Origin of the sequence: Nocardia veterana NBRC 100344 (assembly GCF_000308855.1) — a bacterium.
Classification (GTDB): domain Bacteria; phylum Actinomycetota; class Actinomycetes; order Mycobacteriales; family Mycobacteriaceae; genus Nocardia; species Nocardia veterana.
The window spans coordinates 25,466-49,847 of the sequence record NZ_BAGM01000116.1; the positions used below are offsets into that span (position 1 = coordinate 25,466).

General features: G+C 70.8%; 7 protein-coding genes. 5 read left to right on the top strand and 2 right to left on the bottom strand.

The features are described from left to right. Window positions 1–529: 529 nt before the first annotated feature. Together ON37_RS22000 and ON37_RS22005 are read right to left on the bottom strand one after the other, a co-directional pair. Window positions 530–18,724: a non-ribosomal peptide synthetase gene (locus ON37_RS22000; protein WP_051031906.1), complete on the bottom strand. Its 18,195-nt coding sequence runs from the start codon at window positions 18,722–18,724 to the stop codon at window positions 530–532. A gap of 178 nt (window positions 18,725–18,902) precedes the next feature. Beyond that, the gene (locus ON37_RS22005; RefSeq protein WP_157171543.1) at window positions 18,903–19,079 is read right to left on the bottom strand and encodes a hypothetical protein; all 177 of its coding nucleotides are present in this window, start codon (window positions 19,077–19,079) and stop codon (window positions 18,903–18,905) included. A gap of 473 nt (window positions 19,080–19,552) precedes the next feature. On the opposite strand from ON37_RS22005, the gene ON37_RS22010 reads away from it, so the two are divergent. The 5 genes from ON37_RS22010 to ON37_RS22030 form a co-directional block, all read left to right on the top strand. Further along, entirely contained in the window at window positions 19,553–19,966 is a 414-nt protein-coding gene (locus tag ON37_RS22010) for a Fur family transcriptional regulator (protein WP_210742093.1), read from the top strand. A 36-nt stretch (window positions 19,967–20,002) separates the two neighbouring features. Beyond that, window positions 20,003–22,228 (top strand): catalase/peroxidase HPI, encoded by a 2,226-nt coding sequence (katG, locus tag ON37_RS22015; protein WP_040721903.1) that lies wholly within the window; start codon window positions 20,003–20,005, stop codon window positions 22,226–22,228. A gap of 164 nt (window positions 22,229–22,392) precedes the next feature. Further along, on the top strand, window positions 22,393–23,604 hold the full coding sequence (locus ON37_RS22020) for a TerC family protein (RefSeq protein ID WP_040721918.1): 1,212 nt from the start codon (window positions 22,393–22,395) through the stop codon (window positions 23,602–23,604). A gap of 70 nt (window positions 23,605–23,674) precedes the next feature. Further along, window positions 23,675–24,037, top strand: coding sequence for an ArsR/SmtB family transcription factor (locus ON37_RS22025; protein ID WP_040721904.1), 363 nt, complete (start codon window positions 23,675–23,677; stop codon window positions 24,035–24,037). Continuing rightward, window positions 24,030–24,382, top strand: a 353-nt coding sequence (locus ON37_RS22030) for an SRPBCC domain-containing protein (RefSeq protein WP_040721906.1), incomplete at its 3' end; no start/stop codon positions are given. The genes ON37_RS22025 and ON37_RS22030, both read left to right, overlap by 8 nt.

Genomic DNA, 24,382 nt, shown 5'->3' on the forward strand with positions numbered 1-24,382 from the left:
AAGCGAGCTGCGCCGAGAGCGACTCCGAGCCATTGCCTTGACCGTGCTGCGCAATGAGTGGTCGAAAGTTATTGCAGCAGCGGAGATAAAGCCACGCCAGGCAGGTGCGATTCGGTTCGCGAACATTGTTCGACGGATCGTGCTACAGCTGCGACCGGATTCCTACCCATATTTACGTCACTGTGACGTTTCGGTGCCTTGGGGCGGAAACGGCCGGTGGGGTGGCGAGAAGGCGCACACGGCATCGATTCGTAATTTTTCCTGCGGAGTCAGCATTTCGCCGGAAAGGTAACCGAGGGTGTTCGGGTGTGTACGCCGGCTTCGGGTGAGCCACGGTGTCCATCGGCGAATACCGATGAACCCAGCCGATTCAGGGCCGACCGACCCTGGGCGGGACCTGACGAAACATGCTGCCGCACAAGGCGAAACCGCCACTTCGACAGCCGTTTCATTTCGCCGATAATCTACATTATGTCAAGTAACGGCTTTCCCGGGCTCCTCCGAACCTGACCTGTGATGCCCGCACCCCTCACCCATCGAGCCGTTCGTCGATGATGCGCGCGATCTGCGCGACCACCGCCGGTTCCGTCATCTCCAGGTGGGCCGCGTCGATATCGATGTTCTCGATACGGCCGCGGACCAGGCCGGCCCAGCCGCGATGCCCGGCGGCGTCGGAGCGCCGGTCTCTGGTGGCCGTGAAGTACAGCATGTCGGCATCCAGCACTGGCGGCCGCCACTCGCTCGCGGCCCGGATGGACAGGTTGTAGGCGTCGGTCATGCGCTCGATGGTGGCGGCGTCGACCGCGAAGCCGTCGCCGAGCCGGCGGGTGATGAGTTCGGCGGCTTCCTCCGCCGTGGCGTCCTCGCCGACGCCCTCGATACCCATCACGGGTCCGAGATTGCTGATCAACTCCCCCGCGGTGGCCTCGGGGACTTCGGCGGCGTCGATGCCGTCGGCCTCGGCGTCCAGCACCGCGAGCAACGCGACATCCGCTCCGGCGGACCGGAGTTCGGCCGCGACGGCGTGGGCCAGTTGCCCGCCCAGCGACCAGCCGAGCAGATAGTACGGGCCCTGCGGCTGGACGGCGCGGATCTGTTCGACGTAGCGGTGCGCGATCTCCTCGAACGTGCGCGGCCCGGGTACGTCGCCGCCGATCTGAGGGGCCTGCAGCCCGTAGATCGGGCGGCCGGCGGCGAGATGCTCGCCGAAGGCGCGATAGCACCACGCCAGTCCGGAGGCGGGATGGATGCAGAACAGTGGAGCCCGGTCGCCGCCGATACGGATCGGCAGCAGCACGTCGAACCCGAAGGCGGCGGCCGCGGGCTGCCCATCGCCGGAGCGCATCCCGGATTCGATGCGTTTGGCCAGGTCCGCCGGGCACGGGTCGGACAGCATCCAGGCGATCGGCACCTCGACGTGGAGTTCCTTCTTCAGTTCGGTGACGACCTGCACCGACCGCAACGAATTGCCGCCCAGGGCGTAGAAGTCGTCGTCGGCGCCGACGCGTGGGACGCCGAGGACGTGTTCGAAGGCGCGGGCGACCTCTGTTTCGAGCCACGACGTCGGTGCGCGGTACTCCCCTGTCGCCGCCGCCGGTTGCGGCAGCCGGGCCCGGTCGAGTTTGCCGGAGGCGGTGAGCGGCACCGAGTCGAGCACCATGACGGTGCCGGGCACCATGTAGGTGGGCAATTCGGCGGCGGCGTGCGCGAGCACCGCGTCGGTGTCGACGGTGGCGCCGGCGGCGGGTACGAGGTAGGCGACCAGTTGGGCGGCGGCGGCGCTGGAGTGCACGACGGCGATGGCGCGGGCGACGCTCGGGTGTTCGGCGAGGACGGTCTCGATTTCGCCGAGCTCGATGCGCAGGCCGCGCAGTTTGACCTGGAAGTCGGTGCGGCCCAGGTATTCCAGCTCGCCGTCGCGGCGCCACCGCACCAGATCGCCGGTGCGGTACATGCGCATACCGGCGGTGTACGGGTCGGCCACGAAGCGTTCGGCGGTGAGGACCGGGCGGGCGTGGTAGCCGCGGGCGATCTGGGTGCCGGCCAGGTACAGCTCCCCCGCCACCCCGGGTGGCACCGGGCGCAGCCGGGCGTCGAGGATGTGGGCGCGGGCGTTCCACACCGGGCGGCCCATCGGCACGCTGCCCTGGTCTGTGGCGGTGACGTGGTGGGCGGTGACGTGGACGGTGAATTCGGTGGGGCCGTAGAGGTTGTGCAGTTCGACGTCGGGCAGGACGCGGCGGACGGCGGCGACGGCGTCGGCGCCGAAGGCCTCTCCCCCGACGAGCAGGGCGCGCACGGTGGTGAGTGTGTTCGCGGGTGCGGCCTCGGCGAAGACGGCGAGCATCGACGGCACGAACGAGGTGATCGTAACCTGTTGTGCGGCAATGGTTTCGGCGAGGTAGGCGGGGTCGGTGTGGCCGTCGGCGCGGGCGATGACCAGGCGGGCGCCGGCGGCGAGGGTGGCGAACAGTTCCCAGACCGAGACGTCGAAGGTGGCGGCGGTTTTCTGCAGGACCACGTCGTCGCGGGTGAGGGCGTATTCGTCGCTGAGCCAGCGGATCTGGTTGACCGCCGCGCCGTGCGGGACGGCGACGCCTTTGGGCCGGCCGGTGGAGCCGGAGGTGAACAGGACGTAGGCGATGTTGTGCGGTCGCAGCGGGGCGTGGCGTTCGGCGTCGGTGACGGGGGTGTCGGCGTAGGGGGTGAGGTCGATGCCGTCGAGGGTGGTGAGGACGACGACGGGTGCGGCGGTGGCCAGCATGTAGTCGATGCGGTCGGCGGGTAGGTCGGGGTCGACGGGGACGTATCCCCCGCCGGCGGCGTGGACGGCGTAGAGGGCGGTGACCTGGTCGAGGGAGCGGCGCATGTGGACGGCGACCAGTGTTTCGGGGCCGACGCCGCGGGCGATGAGCCAGCGGGCGAGGCGGTTGACGCGGGCGGCGAACTCGCCGTAGGTGAGGGTGCGGTCGCCGGCGGTGATGGCGGTGCGGTCGCGGTGTTCGGGGACGGCGGTGGCGAACAGGGAGGCGAGGGTTTCGGCCGGGTCGAGGGGGTGGTCGGTGTTGTTCCAGCGGGTGCGGATGTTGTCGTGTTCGGCGGTACTGAGCAGGTCGACTTCGTGGACGACCTGGGTGGGGTCGGTGACGAGGGCGCGCAGCAGCCGGTGCAGGCGGGCGGCGATCGCGGTGACGGTGTCGGGGTCGAACAGGTCCCGCGCGTAGGTGATGCCGCCGGTGAGGCCGGCGGGGGCGCCATCGTCGTCGTAGTTGTCTGCGACGGTGATCTGCAGGTCGAACAGGGAGGTGTCGACGGCGGCGTCGACGGCGGTGAGGGTGAGTTCGGGTAGTTCGATTTCGGTGTCGGTGAGGTTCTGGAAGGCGAGCATCACCTGGAACAGCGGGTGGTGGGCGTGGGAGCGGGGTGGGTTGAGTTCTTCGACGAGTCGTTCGAAGGGGACGTCGGCGTGGCCGAAGGCGGCCAGGTCGGTGGTGCGGACCTGGTCGAGCAGGTCGGTGAAGGTCATGTCGGGGGTGAGGTGGGTGCGCAGCACGAGGGTGTTGACGAACATGCCGACGAGGTGGTCGAGTTCGGGTTCGCCGCGGCCGGCGTAGGGGGTGCCGATGGTGATGTCGTCGGTGGCGGCGAGGCGGGCCAGGACGGCGGCGAGGGCGGCGTGGAACACCATGAACAGGGTGGTGTTGTGGCTGCGGGCGAGGTGTTGCAGGGCGGCGTGCAGGTCGGGGTCGACGGTGAGGGGGACGGTGGCGCCGGCGTAGCTCTGCACGGGTGGGCGGGGCCGGTCGGTGGGTAGCGACAGCAGGGTCGGGGTGTCGGCGAGTTGGGTTGTCCAGTAGTCGATTTGGGAGCGCAGCAGCGAGTGGGGGTCGTCGTCGCTGCCGAGCATCCGACGCTGCCACAGGGCGTAGTCGGCGTATTGGACGGGCAGCGGCGCCCAGGTGGGTGCGCGGCCGGCGAGGCGGGCGGAGTAGGCGGTGGCCATGTCGGTGGCGAGCGGGGTGAGTGAGGAGCCGTCGCCGGCGATGTGGTGGACGACGAGGGCCAGCACCCACTGGTCGGGGGCGAGTTCGAACAGGCGGATGCGCAGCGGCACGGTGGTGGTGACGTCGAAGACGGTGGCGACGAGGCCGGTGAGGGCGTCGGCGAGGTCGGTTTCGGCGAGTGGGGTGATGGTGAGGGGTTCGACGGCGTGTGCGGGTGGCAGTACCTGTTGGGTGGGTTCGCCGGCGACGGCCGGGTAGATGGTGCGCAGCACTTCGTGGCGGGTGATGACGTCGGTGAGGGCGGCGCGCAGGGCGTCGAGGTCGAGGTGTCCGGTGAGGCGGATGACGATGGGGATGCTGTAGGCGGCGGTGTCGGGTTCGAAGCGGTTGAGGAACCACATGCGTTGCTGGGCGTAGGACAGCGGGATGTGGTCGGGGCGGGGTTGGGCGGTGAGGGCGATGCGGTGGGTGTCGGCGTGTGATTCGGCGCGGGCGGCGAGGGCGGTGACGGTGGGCGCGTCGAAGATCATGGCGACGGGGACGCGGGTGTCGAGGGCGGCGCCGATGCGGGCGGCGACGCGGGTGGCGACGAGGCTGTTGCCGCCGAGGTCGAAGAAGTTGTCGTCGGCGCCGACGGGGGTGTGCAGGCCGAGGGTGTCGGCGAAGGCGCCGGCGACGATTTCCTCGACGGGTGAGGCGGGTGCGCGGAAGTGTTTGGCTTGCAGGACGGGTGCGGGTAGTGCGGTGCGGTCGAGTTTTCCGTTGGGTGACAGGGGGATGCTGTCGAGGATCATCACGGCGGTGGGGACCATGTAGGTGGGCAGGGCCGCGGTGAGGGCGTCGGTGAGTTCGGCGCTGGTGACGGTGGCGCCGGGGACGGGGACGACGTAGGAGACGAGCATGGTGGGGGTGTCGGGGTCGCGGCGGGCGATGGTGGCGGCGAAGGCGATGTCGGTGCGGGCGTTGAGGACGGCGTCGATTTCGCCGAGTTCGATGCGGTAGCCGCGGATTTTGACTTGGAAGTCGTTGCGTCCGACGAATTCGATGTCGCCGTCGCGGTTCCAGCGCACGAGGTCGCCGGTGCGGTACATGCGGGTGCCGGGTGTGGCGTACGGGCAGGCGACGAAGCGGGCGGCGTTGGTGGCGCTGCGGTTGAGGTAGCCGCGGGCGAGGGCGGGTCCGGCCAGGTAGAGTTCGCCGGTCACGCCGGTGGGGACGGGGTGCAGGCGGGGGTCGAGGACGAGTGCTCGGATGCCGGGCAGTGGGGTGCCGATGCTGGTGCGGTCGCCGGGGCGCAGGGGCCGGGTGGCGGTGGCGTAGACGGTGGTTTCGGTGGGGCCGTAGAAGATTCGGAATCGGCGGGTGTGGCGGGTGTCGGTGCCGGCCCAGCGGGTGACGAGTTCGGCGGGTACTTCTTCCCCGCCGGAGAACACCGAGTGCAGGTCGTCGAGTCCGGTGGGGTCGACGGAGGCGAGGGCGGCGGGGGTGATGAAGGCGTGGGTGACGCGGCGGGTGCGCAGCAGGTGGGCGAGGTCGTCGCCGCCGTAGGTGCCGGTGGGTGCGATGACGAGGGTGGCGGCGTTGGCGACGGCGAACAGGATTTCCATGAGGGTGGCGTCGAACGACGGTGAGGCGAAGTGCAGGATGCGCGAGCCGGTGTCGATGCCGTAGTGGGTGCGTTGGGCGGCGAGCAGGCCGGCGATGCCGGTGTGGGTGACGGCCACGCCTTTGGGCCGGCCGGTGGAGCCGGAGGTGAAGACGATGTAGGCGGTGTCGGTGGCGTGCAGGGGGCGGGTGCGGTGCCGGTCGTGGACGGCGGTGACGGGTCGGGTGTCGATGCGGGTGCGGGTGTCGGGGTCGTCGATGGTGATCCAGTCGATGCCGTCGGGTAGGGCGGTGCGGGCGGCGGTGACGGTGAGGCCCAGGGTGGCGCCGGAGTCGGTGATCATGTTCTGGATGCGTCGGGCCGGGTAGGCGGGGTCGACGGGCACGTAGGCGGCGCCGGTTTTGGTGACGGCCCACCAGCAGAGGACGGATTCGAGGGAGCGGGCGGCGGCGACGAGGACGGGTGTTTCGGGTCCGGCGCCGTGGGCGATGAGCAGCCGGGCGAGTTGGTTGGAGCGCTGGTCGAGGTCGGTGTAGGTGAGGTGGGTGTCGTCGGCGACGACGGCGATGCCGTGTGGGTTGTGGTCGACGGCGGTGGTGAGGGCGTCGGGCAGCAGTGGGGTGTCGGGGGTGCCGGTGGGGTGGGGTCCGACGATGGTGGTGAGGGTGTGGTGTTCGTGTGGGGCCAGCCAGTCGATGTCGCCGACGGGGGTGGTGGGGTCGTCGGCGACGGCGCGCAGGATGCGGTGCAGGCGGTCGACGAAGGTGGTGACGGTGGTGTCGTCGAACAGGTCGCGCGCGTACATCATCATGCCCGAGAGTCCTTGGGCGGCACCGGTTTCGGTGTAGGTGTCGGCGATGACCAGTTGCAGGTCGAATTGGCACATCCCGGTGTCGACGTCGCCGCGGGTGATGGTGACGTCGGGCAGGGTGAGGTCGATGTTCGCGGTGTTCTGGAAGGCTAGGGCAACCTGGAACAGGGGGTGGTGGGCGGTGGATCGGTGCGGGTTGAGTTCTTCGACGATGCGTTCGAAGGGGACGTCGGCGTGGTCGAGTGCTTGCAGGTCGGTTTCGCGGGTGCGGGCGAGCAGGTCGGTGAACGGTTGGCCGGTGTCGACGGGGGTGCGCAGGGCGAGGGTGTTGACGAACATGCCGACGAGGTCGTCGAGGCCGGGTTCGCTGCGGCCGGCCACGGGGGTGCCGATGACGATGTCGTCGGTGTCGGCGAGGCGGGCGAGCAGCACGGCGAGGGCGGCGTGGACGACCATGAACAGGGAGCTGCCGTGGGCGCGGGCCAGTTCCTGCAGTCGGGTGTGCAGGGGGTGGTCGATGTGGACGGGGACGCGGCCGCCGGCGAGGGAGGCGACGGCGGGGCGGGGCCGGTCGGCGGGTAGGTCGAGTCGGTCGGGGCTGCGGTCGAGTGTGGTGCGCCAGAAGTCGAGTTGGGTCGCCAGCGCGGAGGTGGGGTCGTCGGGTGCGCCGAGCATGCGGCGTTGCCAGACGGCGAAGTCGGCGTATTGCAGTGGCAGTGGTTGTTGCCGGGGTGGTTGTCCGGCGCGGCGGGCGGCGTAGGCGGTCATGACGTCGCGGGCCAGTGGTCCCATGGATTGGCCGTCGGCGGCGATGTGGTGGACGACCAGGACGAGCAGGTGGTGGCGTTCGTCGGGGTGGGCGGCGGGGTCGTCGGTGACGTCGAACAGGCCGACGCGCAGCGGTGGCCGGGTGGTGACGTCGAAGCCGCGGCGGACGAATTCGGTGAGTGTCGTGGCGCGGGTGTCGGGGCTGAGGTGCGCGGTTTCCAGTGGTACGGCCGCGCGGTCGAGGATGGTTTGGTGTGGTTGTCCCCCGGTTTCGGGGTAGATGGTGCGCAGCACTTCGTGGCGGGTGACGACGTCGTCGAGGGCGGCGCGCAGGGCGGTGGTGTCGAGGTGTCCGGTCAGGTGGAGCAGGACGGGGATGTTGTAGGCGGCGGTGTCGGGTTCGAAGCGGTTGAGGAACCACATGCGTTGCTGGGCCAGCGACAGTGGGACGGGGTCGGGTCGGGGGCCGGCGGTGAGCGGGAGGCGGCCGGTGGTGCCGAGGGTGCGGGCGAGGCGGGCGAGTCCGGCGACGGTGGGTTCTTCGAAGACCGAGCGCACCGGGATGCGGCGGTCGAGGTCGGCGCCGATGCGGGCGACGACCAGTGCGGCGCTGAGGGAGTCGCCGCCGAGGGCGAAGAAGTCGTCGTCGGCGCCGACGGGGTCGACGTCGAGGATCTGTTCGTAGGCGCGGGCGATGACCTCTTCGAGCCAGGTGGTGGGTGCGCGGAAGTCGCGGGCGGGCAGGTCGGGGTCCGGGAGCCGGTCGCGGTCGAGTTTCCCGGTCGGGGTGAGCGGGATCTCGTCGAGCACGGTGACGGCGGCGGGCACCATGTAGGCCGGGAGGGTGTCGGCGAGCCGGTTTTTGATGTCGTTGCCGTCGAGGTCGGCGCCGGGTGCGGTGGTGATGTAGGAGACGAGGACGGCGGGTCGGCCGCCGGTGGTGCGGGGCACGGTGACGGCGTAGGTGATGTCGGGGTGTTCGGCGAGGACCGCGTCGATTTCGTGGAGTTCGACGCGGTTGCCGCGGATTTTGACCTGGAAGTCGTTGCGGCCCACGAATTCCAGGTCGCCGCGGGCGGTGCGGCGCACGATGTCGCCGGTGCGGTACATGCGGGTTCCGGGTGCGGCGAAGGGGCAGGCGAGGAAGCGGGTGGCGGTGAGGGCGGTTCGGCGGTGGTATCCGTCGGCGAGGGCGGGGCCGAGCAGGTACAGCTCCCCTGCTACTCCGTCGGGGACCGGTCGTAGCCAGGTGTCGAGGACGGTGGTGGCGACGGGTCCGGCGGGGGTGCCGATGGTGATGGGGGTGGTGCGGGTCAGGGGCCGGCTGGCGGTGGCCCAGATGGTGGCTTCGGTGGGTCCGTAGAGGTTGATCATGGTGCGGTTGTCCGCCCATCGGTCGACCAGTTCGGGTCCGACGGGTTCGCCGGCGGTGGCCAGTACGCGCAGTGCGTCGAGTCCGCCGGTGGGGATGGTCGCCAACGCCGAGGGGGTGATCACGGTGTGCGAGATGTGTTCGCGGCGAAGCAGTTTCGCCAGTTCCGGTCCCCCGTACACGTCGGGTGGGGCGATGACGAGGCGGGCGCCGCACCCGTGTGCCATGAGGAGTTCGAACAGGGAGGCGTCGAAGCTGGGTGAGGCGACCTGCAGCACGGTGGCGGTGTGGTCGAGGTCGAGGAGGCGGCGTTGGGCGGCGACGAGGTCGGCGAGGCCGCGGTGGGTGACGCGGACACCTTTGGGGGTGCCGGTGGAGCCGGAGGTGTAGACGAGGTAGGCGGTGTGGTCGGTGGTGAGGGGTCCGCCGCGGTCGCTGTCGCTGATCGGTGCGGCGGATTCGGTGGCGAGGGCGAGCCGGGTGGCGGGGTCGTCGAGGGCGAGCCGGTCGACGGCGGGCAGTGGGGTGTCGTCGGCGGTGACGGCGAGGGTCGCGCCGGAGTCGTCGATCAGGTGGGTGATGCGGTCGCCGGGGAGTTTGGGGTCGATCGGCACGAACGGGGTGCCGAGGGCGGCGGCGGCCCAGACGGTGACGACGGCGTCGAGGGAGCGTGGCAGGACCGCGGCCAGGATGCTGTCGCGGGTGACGCCGCGGCGCAGCAGCAGCCGGGCCAGCCGGTTGGCCTGTGCGTCGAGTTCGCGGTAGGTGAGGCTGGTGGTGTCGTCGGTGGCGGCGACGGCGTCGGGGTACTCGGCCGCGGTGGCGGTGAGCAGCGCGGTGAGGGTGACGGGGGTGGTGTGTCGGTGCGGCGGCCGGGCCGGGGCGGGTGTGTCGGGGGTGTGCAGGCGCGACAGCGGTGTGGCGGGCTGGTCGGCGATGTGGTCGAGGTGGTCGGTGAAGCGGTCGAGGATGCGCCGCGCGTGCGCGGGGTCGACGGCGTGGTCGAGGTAGCGCAGTGTGATGCGCAGCCCGTGTGGCGCGTCGGGTTCGGTGTGTTCGGGAGCGATGACGAGGCTGAGCGGGTACGGGGTGGCGTCGACGCCGGTGAGGTCGTCGATGCGCAGTCCGGCGGCGGCGACGAGGCGTTGCAGGGCGGGGCGGTCGACGGGGAACGATTGGAATGCGATCGCGGTGTCGAACAGGGCGGTGACGCCGAGGCTGCGGTGGATGTCGGGCAGGCCGAGGTGGTGGTGGTCGAGCATGCGGGCGTGCTGGTCCTGGATGCGGGCCAGCAGATCCGTGACGGTGATCGCGGGGTCGAGCGGGACCCGCACCGGGATGGTGTTGAGGAACATGCCGAGGGTTTTGTCGACGTCGGCGAGTTCGGGTGGGCGGCCGGAGACGGCGGATCCGAAGAGCACGTCGGTGTCGCCGGTGAGGGTGTGCAGGGTGAGCGCCCAGGCGGCGGCGATGGCGGTGTTGACGGTGACGGCGGTGTCGGCGGCGACGCGGCGCAGCCGTTCGACCCGCTGCGGGGTGAGGACGGCGCCGATTTCGCCGGCGGTGGCGGCGACGGTGGTGGTGTCGGCGCGGGCGACGCGGGTGGGTGCGTCGACGTCGGAGAGTTCGCGCACCCAGGCGGTTTTCGCGGCGGCGAGGTCTTGCCGGTGCAGCCAGGCCAGGTAGTCGCGGTAGGAGGGGGCGGGTCCGGCGGCGTCGATGTGGGAGGGGGTGGCGTAGTACTCGAGCAGTTCGGCCATCAGCAGCGGCATGGACCAGCCGTCGAGGATGACGTGATGGTTGGTGACCAGCAGCCGGTAGCTGTCCGGGCGGATCCGGGCGAGGGTGAACCGGATCAGGGGCGGGGCGGTGAGGTCGAATCCGGCGGCGGCGTCGTCGGCGGCGATGCGGTCGAGGTCGGCGGTCGTGGGCGGTTCGTCGGTGAGGTCGATCTGCCGGAACCGGACCTCGGCGTGGCCGAGCACGATCTGGCAGGGTCCGGCGCTGGTGTCGGCGAAGGCGGCGCGCAGGATGTCGTGGCGGTCGATGACGGCTTGGGCGGCGCAGCGCAGCCGCAGCCCGTCGACGGGGCCGGTGAAGGCGACGGTGGTCTGCACGGTGTAGGTGCCGGCGGTGTCGGGGTCGTAGCCGGCGTGGAAGCGGATGCCCGCTTGCAGCGGTGACAGCGGCCAGATGTCGGCCAGGCCGGGGTATCGGCGTTCGAGCCGTTCGATATCGGGTCGGGTGAGGGTGACCAGCGGGAAGTCGCCGGGCCGGGCGGGGCGCTGTTCGGCGTGGTGGGCGGGGAGGTGCAGGCGGGTGTCGACGGTGGTGTCGACGGTGTCGTGGACGAGGGCGGCGAGCGCGGCGACGGTTTTGCCTTCGAAGACGTCGCGGGGGGTGAGGGTGAGCCCGGCGGCCCGGGCCAGGGCGACCAGCCGCATGGACACGATGCTGTCGCCGCCGAGGGCGAAGAAGTTGCCGTCGGCGGAGACGGTGTCGAGGTGCAGCACTTCGGCGAACAGTTTCGCCATCAGTTCTTCGGCGGGTGTGGCGGGCGCCCGGCCGGTCTGGTCCTCGGGCCGGAATTCCAGCTGCTGCAACGCTTTTCGATCGATCTTGCCGACGGCGGTGCGCGGCAACTCGTCGAGTTCGACGATGGCGGTCGGGTTCATGTAGTGCGCCAGCGCGGTGTCGAGGTCGGCGTGCAGCGCGGCCGGGTCGATCGTGGTTGCGGGTGCGGCGACGACATAGGAGATGAGCACCGGTTCCCCGGCGGGCCCGGGGCGGGCGACGGTCGCGGCGGCGGCCACCGTGGGGTGGCGGACGAGGCGGGCGTCGATTTCGCCCGGTTCGATGCGCAGACCGTGGATTTTGACCTGCTGGTCGCTGCGGCCCAGATATTCCAGTGCCGGTCCGGTGGCGGTGCGGATCCAGCGCACGCTGTCGCCGGTGCGGTAGATCCGTTCGCCGCGTGCGGATTCCGGGTCGGCGACGAAACGGCTCGCGGTGACGGCGGGACGGCCGGCGTAGCCGCGGGCGAGGGCGGGCCCGCGCAGATACAGTTCACCGGCCACCCCGATCGGCACCGGCCGCAACCACATGTCGAGCACGGAGGCGGACATGCCGCCGATCGGGGTGCCGATGGTGACAGGTTCGCCGGGGGTCAGCGCGGGTGATCCGGTGGCCCAGATGGTGGTTTCGGTGGGCCCGTAGTGGTTCAGCAGGCGGCGGCCGGGCGCCCACCGGGTGACGGTGTCGGCTCCGGTGGCTTCCCCGACGACCGCGACCGTGGTGAGGGTCGGCACCTGCCCGGGATCCATGGTGTTGAGCACCGACGGCGTGATGATCGCATGGGTGACCCGGTGATCGCGGACCAGCTGTTCCAGCGCGGGTCCGCCGTAGATCTGTGGCGGCGCGACGACCAGGCAGGCGCCGTGAGCGTGGGCCAACAGCAGCTCCGATACGCAGGCGTCGAAGCCGGGGGACGCGACCTGCAGCACGGTCGCGGCCGGGTCGACGGCGAAGGCGTCGCCCTGTTCGGCGGCGAGGGCGGCCAGGCCGCGGTGGGTCAGGTGCACGGCTTTGGGGGTGCCGGTGGAGCCGGAGGTGTAGATCAGGTAGGCGGCGTGGTCCAGGCGCAGCGCCGCCGGGTGTGCGGCCGGCCCGGCGGCGGCGTTGTCGGTGTCGGCGCGCACCCAGGCGATGGTGTCCGGAAGCTGGTGTGCCGCGGCGGCGGTGGTGACGCCGAGGGTGGTGTGGGAGTCGGCGAGCAGGTCGGCGAGGCGTTCGGCGGGGTTGGCCGGGTCCAGCGGCAGGAACGCCGCCCCGGTCCGGGCGACGGCCCACAGCGCGATCACCAGTTCGGCCGATCGGGGCACGACCACGGCGACGACCGTTTCCGGGCGGGCGCCGCGCTCGGCCAGCTGCCCGGCCACCCGGTCGGCGCGCCGCGCGAGTTCCCGGTAGGTGAGGGTGTGTCCGTCGGCGCGCACCGCGGGCGCGTCGGGGTGGGTGCGGGCGGTGGCGGCGAGGATGTCGCGCAGGGTGCGACCGGGTGCGGTGGCGGCGCGGCGGATCGAGCGCAGTTCGGCGCGTTCGGTGTCGGCGGTGGCGGTGACGGCGGCGACCGTGGCGGTGGGGTCGGTGGCCAGGCGGGTCAGGATCAGATCGAACCGGTCCAGCAGGGTGTGCGCGGCGGCGGCATCGAAGCGGTCGCAGGCGTAGCGCAGCATCACCGTGTGAGTGGGCGCGGCGGTGGTCGCGGTGTCGCGGTGCGGGCGTGGTGGGGTGACCTGCAGGCTCAGCGGATACGGGGTGGCGTCGTGGGCGTCGACGTCGACCAGCCGCAACCCGGCGTCGGTGAGGTTGCGGGCCAGCTGGTCGCGGTCCAGCGGGTAGGACTCGAGGACGGTGACCGTGTCGAACATGTCACCGAAGCCGGTGGCGCGCTGCAGATCCGCCAGTCCGAGGTGGCGGTGGTCGAGGGTGGCGGCCTGTTCGGACTGCACCCTGGTCAGCAGGTCGGCGACGGTTTCGCCGGGGTCGAGCGTGATCCGCACGGGCAGCGTGTTGATGAACAACCCGATCATGCGTTCCACGCCGGGCAGCTGCGGCGGCCGGTCGGAGACGGTGTTGCCGAAAACGATGTCGGCGCGGCCGGTCAACACGGTCAGCAGCAGCGCCCACGCCGCCTGCACGGTGGTGTTGGCGGTGACGCCGTAGCGGCGCGACAACTCGGCGATCGCGGCGGTCGTGTCGGCGGACAGGCTGCGCTCGACCGCGTCGTTGTCGGCGGGCGCGGTCCGGTCGGGCCGCCCGGTGACCAGCGTGGGAGTTTCCAGACCGGCCAGCTGATGCTGCCAGGCGGCGACGGCGGCGTCGCGATCCTGGGCGTGCAGCCACTGCAGATAGTCGCGATACGAGCCGGCGGCGGGCAGGGCGGCGGGGTCGGCGTCGGCGGTGTAGAGGGTGAGCAGTTCGTGGATCAGCAGCGGCATGGACCAGCCGTCGAGCACGATGTGGTGGTTGGTGAGCAGCAGGTCGAATTCGGTGCGGCCGGTGCGGATCAGATGGAACCGCAGCAGCGGCGGGTGGGCGGTGTCGAACGGGGCCGCGGCCGCGGCGGTGAGGCGGCGGCGTTCCCGGTCGCGTTCGCCGGGGTCGGCGATATCGGTCAGGTCGGCGTGCCGCCAGTCGGCGCGGACCCCGCCGACCACGATCTGGCGTGGCCCGTCGGCGCTGTCGACGAATGCGGTGCGCAGGCTGTCGTGCCGGTCGAGCAGGGCCTGCGCGGCGCGGTGCATCCGGTCCGGGTCGAGGTGCCCGGCCAGGGCGAGCGTCGCCTGCACGGTGTAGCCGTCGGCGCCGTCACGGTCGTAGATCGCGTGGAACAGCAGCCCGGATTGCAGGGCGGTCAGCGGCCACACGTCGGTCAGGGTCGGATATTGCAGCAGCCACCGGTCGATCTCGTCCTGGGTCGGTGCGGCCAGCGGGAAATCCGAGGGCGTGTAGCCGCCGGCGGTGTCGGTGCGGGCGTGGCCGGCCAGCCCGCGCAGGGCGTGCACCCACAGTCCGGCCAGTTCCTCGACCTCGTCGGCGGTCAGCACGTCGGTGGCGAATTCCCAGGTGGCGTCGAGTTCGAGCCCGTCGGGGCCCGGTTCGGCGATCGCGTTGACATCGAGCACGGCCGGCAGCGCCATGCGCGGGTCGACGGTGGCGGTCAGCGAGGTGAATTCGGTGGTGGGTGTCCACGGGCCGGTGTGCTCGTGGGCGGCGACCCGCCCGAGATAGTTGAACGCGAGCTGCGGTTCGCGCCACGGTGTGAGCGCGGCGGCCGCGTCGGGGTCGAGGTGGCGCAGCATGCCGTAGCCGATGCCGTTGCCGGGGACGGCGCGCAGTTGTTCTTTGACCCGTTCGACGGCACGGCCCGCGGCGGGGCCGCCGGCGAAGGCGTCGTCGGCGTCGATACCGGTCAGGTCGAGCCGGACCGGGAAGCGGGTGGTGAACCAGCCGACGGTGGCGCTGAGGTCGGCGCCCGGCACGGCGAGTTCCTCGCGGCCGTGTCCTTCCAGCGCGATCAGTTCGGTCGCCGCGGCACGGCCCCGCCGCTGCCGCCACTGCCCCAGCGCCAGCGCCAGCGCCGCCAGCAGCGGATCGTTGGGGGTGCCGTGGAAGCGGGCCGGGACGGTGGTCAGGACCGTGTCGGCGATATCGGCGGGGACGCGGACTCGGACACGGTCGGCGGTGGCGGCGGTATCGCGGGCGGGATCCAGCGGCCGGGCGCCGAGCAGCTGCTCCCCCGGTGTGAGGATCGATGTCCACAGCGCGAGTTCGGCCGCGGCGCGCCCGGGCGCCTGCTCGACCAGGCCGTGGCTCCACCGCCGCACCGATGTGGTGGCGGGACCGAAATGCGGTTCGGCGCCGGCCACGATCTGCTGCCAGGCCGCGGCCAGGTCGGCCAGCACGATCCGCCACGACACGGCGTCCACGGCGAGGTGGTGGATCACCACCCACATCAGGTCCCCGGCCGCCGCGTCGGTCATCCACACCGCCTGCACCAGCACACCGGCGGCCGGGTCCAGCCGGTCGGCGGCCGCCTGCAGGTGGGCGTCGATCTCGGCGGCGTCACGGCGGTGCAGCCGGACCCGCCGCAGCACCGTCGTGGGATCGACCGCGCCCGGGGCGGCCACCTCGATGTGCGGCTCGGCCGAGCCCGCGCCGCGCAGCACGGCCCGCAGCATGTCGTGCCGGTCGAGGACCGCGCCCAGCGCGGCGACCAGGTCGTCGGCGTCGAGACCGTCGGGTAGTTGCACGAGGGTGGCCTGCGCGAACCGGTCGACGTGGCCGCGGGCCAGCATCGCGTACACGATCGGGGTCGACGGCAGCGGCCCGACCGCGCCGCCGGGCAGCTCGGTCAGCTGGGGTCCGCCGCCGGCGTCGGTGGCGACGGCGGCCAGCGCGGCGACGGTTTTGTGTTCGAACACGTCCTGTGTGGAGAAGGTCAAGCCGGCGGCCTTGGCGCGGGCCACCAACTGGATCGACAGGATGCTGTCGCCGCCGAGGGCGAAGAAGCTGTCGTCGGCGCCGACGTCGGGCACGTCGAGGATGTCGGTGAACAGCTGCGCCAGCGTGATCTCGCGCGGGGTCGACGGCGCCCGCCCGGCCGGTGCCGTCCCGAACGCGGGCGCGGGCAGGGCGGCGCGGTCGAGTTTGCCGAACGCGTTGACCGGCAACGCGTCCAACGCCATGATGACCGCCGGCACCATGTGCGGGGGCAGGGCGTCGCGGGCGAAGGACTGCAGTTCCAGCGGGTCGAGGCGGCGCCCGTGCACCGGCACCACGTACGACGCCAGCACCGTGGTGTCGGCGTTGTTGCGCACCGGGATCGTGACGGAGATGTCGACGTCGGGATGGGCGGTCAGGGCGGCGTCGATCTCGCCGGGCTCGATGCGGTAGCCGCGGATCTTGACCTGGAAATCGCTGCGCCCCGCCAGCTGCAGCTGCGGTGCCGTGGTGTCGCCGATCCAACGCGCCCGGTCCCCCGTCCGGTACATGCGTGCACCGGGTTCACCGTAGGGGTCGGCGACGAACCGGGCCGCGGTTTCGCCGAACCGATGACTGTAGCCGCGGGCCAGTCCGGGCCCGGACAGGTACAGCTCCCCCGTGGTGCCGGGCGGCACGGGTTGCAGCCCGTGGTCGAGGATCAGCGCCGAGATGCCGCGCACGGGTCCGCCGACGGTGAGCTCACCGTCGGCGGTGATGGCCGCGCTCGCGGCGGTGATGGTGGTTTCGGTGGGCCCGTACTCGTTGACCATGACCGCGTGCGGTGCCCACCGCTCGATGACGTGCGGCGGGCACACGTCGCCGCCGACGACCACGACCCGCAGGTCGGGCAGGTGTTCGGGGTCGACGGTCGCCAGCATCGCCGGGGTCAGGGTCAGGTGGGTGACGTGTTCGTCGGCCAGCAGCCGGGTCAGCGGTTCGCCGCCGATCACGTCGGGCGGCACGAGCAGCAGGGTCGCGCCGCGGGCGAAGCAGAGCAGGAACTGTTCGAGCGCGGCGTCGAAACTGGGCGACAGCGCATACGACACCCGGGCGGTGGCGTCGATATCGCAGGCCCGGCTGCGGTCGGCGATCAGGTTCGCCAGCCCGGTGTGGGTGACCTGAACGCCTTTGGGGGCGCCGGTGGAGCCGGAGGTGTAGGTGATGTAGGCGAGGTCGGCGGGGCGCAGCGGGCGGATGCGGTCGGCGGCGGTGATCGGGGTGGTCGCGGTCGCCGCGCAGGCGGCGGCGGTGGCGGGGTCGTCGACGACCACCTGCCGCAGTGCCCGCGGGAGCCGACCGCGGTAGGCGCCGATGGTGATGCCGACGTGGGCGCCGCTGTCACCGAGCATGTGTTCGATGCGTTTGGCCGGATAGTCGGGGTCGACCTGCACGATCGCGGCGCCGGTCTTGGCGACCGCCCAGGCGGCGACGATCGATTCGACCGAGCGGCGCAGCACGATCGCGACGGTGTGGTCCGGTCCGCACCCGAGCGCGATCAGATGCCGCGCGAGCCGGTTGGAGCGGGTGTCGAGTTCGCCGTAGGTGAGCCGCACACCGGGGGCGGCGATCGCGTCGGCGTCGCGGTGCCGGCGGGCGGTGTCGGCGAGAATGTCGGCCAGCAGCCGGGTACCGGCGGTCTCGGCGCCGCGCACGGGCACCAGGTCGGCCTGTTCCCGCGGCTGCAGCAGGGGCAGCCGGTCGACCCGGAATTGTGGTCCGCGGGCGAGGAATTCGTGCAGGAACCGCAGGAACCGGGCGTGGTGGGTGGCGAGTTCGTCCGGGCTGTAGCTGTTCGGGTTGCCCTGGAAGTCGATGTGGGTGCTGTCGCGGCCCGCGCCCGGGTAGATGTTGACGAACAGGTCCGCGGTCGGCCCGGAGGTCAGCACGTGTAGGCGGCCGACGGTGTCACCGAAGACGACGTCGTTGTCGATCATCATCAGGTTCACCGCGGGTCCGAACGACGCCGCCTCGTCGCGGGCGATGCCCATATCGCCGAAGATGTCTTCCTGCCGGTAGCGCTGGCGGCGCAGCGCGCTGGTCAGCTCGCTCTGCACGGCGTCGACGAGGGCGCCGGTGTCGCGGTTGTCGACGCGGATGCGCAGCGGGACCACGTTGGCGACCATGCCGCCGGAGCGGCGCAGCATCGCCGAGTGGCGTCCGGAGACCGGCAGGCTCAGCAGCACTTCGGTGCTGTCGGTCATCCGGGCCAGGTAGGCGGCGAAGGCCGCGACGACGATCGGGGTGACGCTGGTGTGGCGTTCGGCGACGGTGTCGTCGAGCAGGCGCGCGGTGTCGGGATCCAACGGTGCGCTGACCAGCGCGGGATGGATGGTCGGTTTGCTCACCCGTCCGGCGAGGCTGACCACGGGCGGGGCGCCGGCCAGATGCTCGGTCCAGTAGGCGCGGTCGTTGTCGAACCGGGTCGAGCCGCGGTAGGCCAGGTCCTGCTCGGTGATCTCGCGCAGGTCCTTCGCCGCGGCCGGTGCGGGCTGTTCGCCGCGGATCCAGGCGTTGTAGAGCTCGGTGATGCGTTGCAGCATCGTCACCGCGGCGAATCCGTCGAGGGCGATGTGGTGGGCGCGCTGATACCACAGGTAGTGGTCGGCGCCGACCTGGAAGATGATGCTGACCATCAGGTGGTCGCTGCGCAGATCCAGTGGGGCGGAGTAGTCCTCGGTCATCATCCGGTGCGCGGTGGCGACCGGGTCGCTGTGGCGGCGCAGGTCGAGCACCCGGATGGGGGCGCCGCGCAGGTCGTCGACGAATTGGCAGGGTTCCCCGTCGACCTCGATCAGATGCAGGTGTCCGGACCCGAATTCGATGCTGGCGGTCCGGCAGGCCTCGACCAGCAATTCGGTATCCAATTCGCCGACGATGTCGACATATTGGGCGACCGATATCGGTGAGGAACCCGCGAGGTGCTGGGCGAACCAGATGCCGCGCTGCGCCGCGGTGAGTTTGAATATCCGTTCCGGGCTCGGCGGGGTGAGGTTTCCCGGCCCGGCCGGGCGGGTATCACCGGTGAAGAGCGGATGACCGGTGTGTCGAGAGGGCCCGATGTGCGGTGACCTCGGCTCCTGCTGATGGCTGCCGAAGTTGCTCTTGAATTGCGTCACCGGACCTCCATCGGTAGGTGATTGCCGCGACGCGGGATTCGGGTCGGCCGTTCGGCCGGAATGGCGAGCCGGATACCGCGGTGGAAAATGCCGAGAATTGTCGTGAACGATCGCGTGCGGGCACGTCGAATTGCGCCCCGTCGCCGGGGCGGATATTCAGGAACAGGAAACTCCGGGTTCAGCCGTGGCGTTTGCGGTGTATCCGGTGATCACGCAGTCGCCGCACCGCGGCGTCGATGCCACCCCGGGGGTCGAGCGGGTCGGCGGCGGCACCGCGCACCGGGCGCGTGGGAGCGCCCGGGCCCGTATGCGGGCCGGATTCGGCGACCGGATTACCCACATCGTTGGAATTCATCGCGTTCAACCTTCTGGCACGTGATGTACCTCACGGCAGTGTGTCGTAGGTAGATTCGGCTGCCGTCCGGTCATGGATAAAAGTATTTTTCCGGTGTCGGCGCCGGTTTCGGCGCGAAGAACGGTCGATCAGCCGACCATCTCGGTTTCGAACGGGTCGAACAAGGCCATGACGGCGGGATTTCCGAAGGCCGTTACGAAATCGCGCTCTCCCGGGTGAATTCGTATCGAATCGGTTACGCACATCAATAATCACAGTGACCACACACCGGCGTGTCCCGGCAAATCGGGCGGCATCGCCCGGGTCGGCCGTGCCCACCGGAATTCACCCCCGGCGCCGACCTCCGCGCGTGCGGCGCCCCGCCGCGGGATCCCGCCCGCAGCTGGGGAAATCGGGATTCGTCAATCCGCCCCTGCGGGTTACTTGAATGAGTCATACTTCGGATCGTGTCCACCACGGCGGATTTCCAGCGCATGTTGCGCCGGGCCGCGCTGCGGGTCACCGCCCCGCGGATCGCGGTGCTGACCGTTGTGCACGAGCACCCCCATTCCGATACCGACACCATCCTCGGCCTGGTCCGCGACACCCTCGGCACGGTGTCGCACCAAGCCGTCTACGACGTGCTGCGCGCCCTCACCGACGCCGGGCTGCTGCGCCGCATCCAGCCGATGGGATCGGTGGCGCGCTACGAGACCCGCGTCGGCGACAACCACCACCACCTGGTGTGCCGGTCCTGCGGGCACATCGCCGACGTCGACTGCGCCGTCGGCGCGGCGCCGTGCCTGACCGCCGCCGACGACAACGGCTTCCTGCTCGACGAAGCCGAGGTCATCTACTGGGGCCTGTGCCCCTCCTGTTCCCCACCGACATCTCGATCACGTCCGTGATCACAGCCCGATTCACGCACCCGGAAAGGAACTGCCGTGCCTCAGGAACACCCCCCGATCGCCGAAGCCAATACCGAACCCCCCGAGAGCGGATGCCCGGTCGTCGGCCGCATGAAGCACCCGGTCGAGGGCGGCGGTAACCGCGACTGGTGGCCGGAACAACTGAATCTGAAAGTCCTGCAGCACAATCCGGCCGAGATCAATCCCTACGGCGACGACTTCGACTATGCCGCCGAATTCGCCACCCTCGACCTCGACGCGGTCAAGGCCGACATCATCTCGGTGATGACCACCTCCCAGGACTGGTGGCCGGCCGACTTCGGCCACTACGGGCCGCTGTTCATCCGGATGGCCTGGCACGCCGCCGGCACCTACCGCATCGAGGACGGCCGCGGCGGCGCCGGATCCGGCATGCAGCGCTTCGCCCCGCTCAACAGCTGGCCCGACAACGCCAGCCTCGACAAGGCGCGCCGGCTGCTGTGGCCGGTGAAACAGAAGTACGGCCGCAAACTGTCGTGGGCCGACCTGATCGTCTACGCCGGCAACGTGGCACTCGAGTCGATGGGCTTTCGCACCTTCGGCTTCGGCGGCGGCCGCGTCGACGAGTGGGAACCCGAGGAGGTGTACTGGGGCCCGGAGCTGGAATGGCTCGGCGACCAACGCTACTCCGGGCAGCGCGACCTGGAGAACCCGCTGGCCGCGGTGCAGATGGGCCTGATCTACGTCAATCCCGAAGGGCCCAACGGCAATCCGGACCCGCTGGCCGCCGCGATCGACATCCGCGAAACGTTCCACCGGATGGCGATGAACGATGTGGAAACCGCGGCGCTGATCGTCGGCGGGCACACCTTCGGCAAAACCCACGGCGCCGGCCCGGCCGACCACGTCGGCCCGGAACCGGAGGGCGCACCGCTGGAACAGATGGGGCTGGGTTGGAAGAGCTCGTTCGGCACCGGCGTCGGCAAGGACGCCATCACCAGCGGTATCGAGGTGACGTGGACGCCCACCCCGACCACCTGGGACAACAGCTTCCTGGAAACCCTCTACGGCTACGAATGGGAGCAGACCAAGAGCCCCGCCGGCGCCTGGCAGTGGATCCCCAAGGACGGCGCCGGCGCGGGCACCGTCCCCGACGCCCACGACCCGTCGAAGAAGCACGCCCCGGCGATGCTGACCACCGACCTGGCGCTGCGGCTGGACCCCATCTACGGGCCGATCACCCGGCGTTGGCTCGATCACCCGGAGGAGCTGGCCGAGGAATTCGCCAAGGCCTGGTACAAGCTGATCCACCGCGACATGGGTCCGAAGGCGCGGTATCTGGGCCCGCTGGTGCCGGAGGAGACGCTGCTGTGGCAGGACCCGATTCCCGCGGTCGACCACGAGCTCATCGGTGACGCCGAGATCGCGGACCTCAAGGCGCGGATTCTCGGTTCCGGCCTGACCGTGCCGCAGCTGGTGTCGACGGCGTGGGCGGCGGCCTCGTCGTTCCGCGGCAGCGACAAACGCGGCGGCGCCAACGGCGGCCGGTTGCGGCTGCAACCGCAAAGCGGCTGGGAGGTCAACGATCCCGACGAGCTGGCCCAGGTGATTCGCACCCTGGAGGGCATCCAGTCGGCGTTCAACGCCGAACAGACCGGGGCCGTGCGGGTGTCGTTCGCCGATCTGGTCGTCCTCGGCGGCGCCGCGGCGATCGAGAAGGCCGCCCGCGACGGCGGCTTCGACGTCACGGTGCCGTTCACTCCCGGACGCACCGACGCCACCCAGGAGCAGACCGACGTGGAGTCGTTCGCGGCTCTGGAACCCAAGGCCGACGGTTTCCGCAACTACCTCGGCAAGGGCACCCGGCTGCCCGCGGAGTACCTGCTGGTCGACAAGGCGAACCTGCTGACCCTGACCGCGCCGGAGATGACCGTGCTGGTCGGCGGGCTCCGCGTGCTGGGCGCCAACTACAAACAGTCGCCGCTGGGTGTGCTCACCGCCAACCCCGGGGTGCTCAGCAACGACTTCTTCGTCAACCTGCTCGACATGAGCACCGAGTGGCGGCCCTCCCCCGCCGACGACGGCACCTATGTGGGCACCGACCGCGCCACCGGCGCCCAGCGCTGGACCGGCAGCCGGGTGGACCTGGTGTTCGGTTCGAATTCGCAGTTGCGGGCGCTGTCGGAGGTGTATGCCGCCGACGGCGCCGCACGCAAGTTCGTCGACGATTTCATCGCCGCGTGGACCAAGGTGATGAACGCCGACCGGTTCGACCTCGCCTGATCATCGTCCCGTCACCGATGCCCCGCCGGTCCGTGCCGGCGGGGCATCGCCGTCGGTATCGGCGCATGTCGATGCCCGACCGGTGCCCGCGCCGGGCGCTACAGTCACCGCGAGACCCGGCGCCGCACGTGGCGCCGTCGCCCATCGCCGCACAGGAGGCCGCCGTGACCGTTCCACTGTGGGCATGGGCGGGTGCGCTGGCATTGATTGCCGTACTCCTGACGGTCGACTTCGTCTTCCATGTGCGGGGCGCGCATTCGCCGACCCTGCCCGAATCGGCGGTGTGGTCGGCGGCCTACATCGGGGTCGCGGTCGCGTTCGGGTTCGCGGTGTGGGGGTTCGGCGGATCGGAGATGGGGGTGGAGTACTTCGCCGGCTACATCACCGAGAAGGCGCTGTCGGTGGACAACCTGTTCGTCTTCCTGGTGATCTTCACCGCGTTCCGGGTGCCGGCGGCCGCGCAGCAGAAGGTCCTGCTGGTCGGGATCGTGATCTCGCTGCTGGTGCGGACCGGGTTCATCTTCCTGGGCGCGACGCTGATCGACCGCTTCGCCTGGGTGTTCTACCTGTTCGGCGGGCTGCTGCTGGTCACGGCGGGCAATATGCTGCGCCCGGAGGGCGAGGACAGCCACTCCGGTGACGGTGTCGTGGTGCGCGCGACCCGGAAACTGTTGCGCACCAGCGACTCCTACGACGGCGATGCGATGACGACCGTGGTCGACGGGCGGCGCCGGCTCACCCCGATGGTGTCGGCGATGATCGCCATCGGCGGCACCGACGTGCTGTTCGCGCTGGATTCGATCCCGGCGATCTTCGGCCTCACCCAGAACGTCTTCCTGGTCTTCACCGCTACCGCGTTCTCCCTGCTGGGCCTGCGGCAACTGTTCTTCCTGCTGGAGGGACTGCTGGACCGGCTGATCTATCTGAGTTTCGGACTGGCCGTGGTGCTGGGGTTCATCGGCGTGAAACTGATCCTGCACGCGCTGCACCACAACAATCTGCCGTTCGTCAACGACGGCGATCCGGTTCCGGTGGCCGAGATCCCGACGGTGTGGTCGCTGGTCGCGATCGTCGCCATTGTCGTCGTCACCGTGGCCGTTTCGCTGTGGAGCCCCGCCGGCCGGGCGCAGACGGCGGTGGCGGGGGCGCGCCGGTATGCGACGCGCTACCTGGATCTGGGCTACGAAGCCGACCAAGCGGTCCGGGAGAAGACCTACGCCCGGATGCTCGCCGCCGAGTCGTCGATGCGGGCGCTGCCGGACAAATATGTCGAGCGGTTCCGCGCCGACGATCTCGGCGACCTGCTCGACCGCGCGCATCTGGTGCACGAGGACCGGATGCAGCGTCTCCGTGCGGGCCTGCCGCTGCGCATGTGAGGGCACATCCGCCCGCTCGCTCGCAGCAAACACCCTGCCGATTATATTCCGTCTCGGCTATATTGCCCATATGGCATCTACGTTCGAGGCGCTGGCCGAACCACGGCGTCGCGAAATTCTCGACCTGCTGCGCGGGCGCGAGCGGCTGGTCGGCGAACTGGTCACCGAACTGCGACTGGCGCAGCCGACGGTGTCGAAACACCTGAAGGTGCTGCGCGGCGCGGGCCTGGTCGACGTCCGCCAGGACGCGCAACGCCGCTGGTACCGGCTGCGGCCGCAACCGCTGTCGGAGATCGACGCCTGGCTGGCGCCGTACCGGCGACTGTGGGCATCGAGTCTGGACGCCCTGGCCGAGCATCTCGACGCCATGGCCGCCGCCGACACCGCCCCGGCCCCCGCTGCCCCGACCCCCGACAGGAGCGACGATGACTGACCGATCCGCCGAACTGACCGACATCGACGGTGTGCCGACGCTGCGCTTCGAACGCCGCTTCCCGCACCCGCGCGAACGGGTCTGGCGCGCGATCAGCGACCCCGCGCAGATGACGGCCTGGTTCCCCGCCGCCGTCCAGGCCGAACCGCGCCCGGGAGCGCCCATGCGGTTCGTCTTCGACGACGAGGCCCCGGCCGACGACGGCTGGGACGGCGAAGTCCTCGAGGTCGACCCGCCGCGGGTGTTCATGTTCCGCTGGAACCGCGATGTGCTGCGCTTCGAGCTGATCGCCGACGGTGACGGCTGCCGGCTGGTGTTCACCCACGCCCTCGGCGACGGACCGGC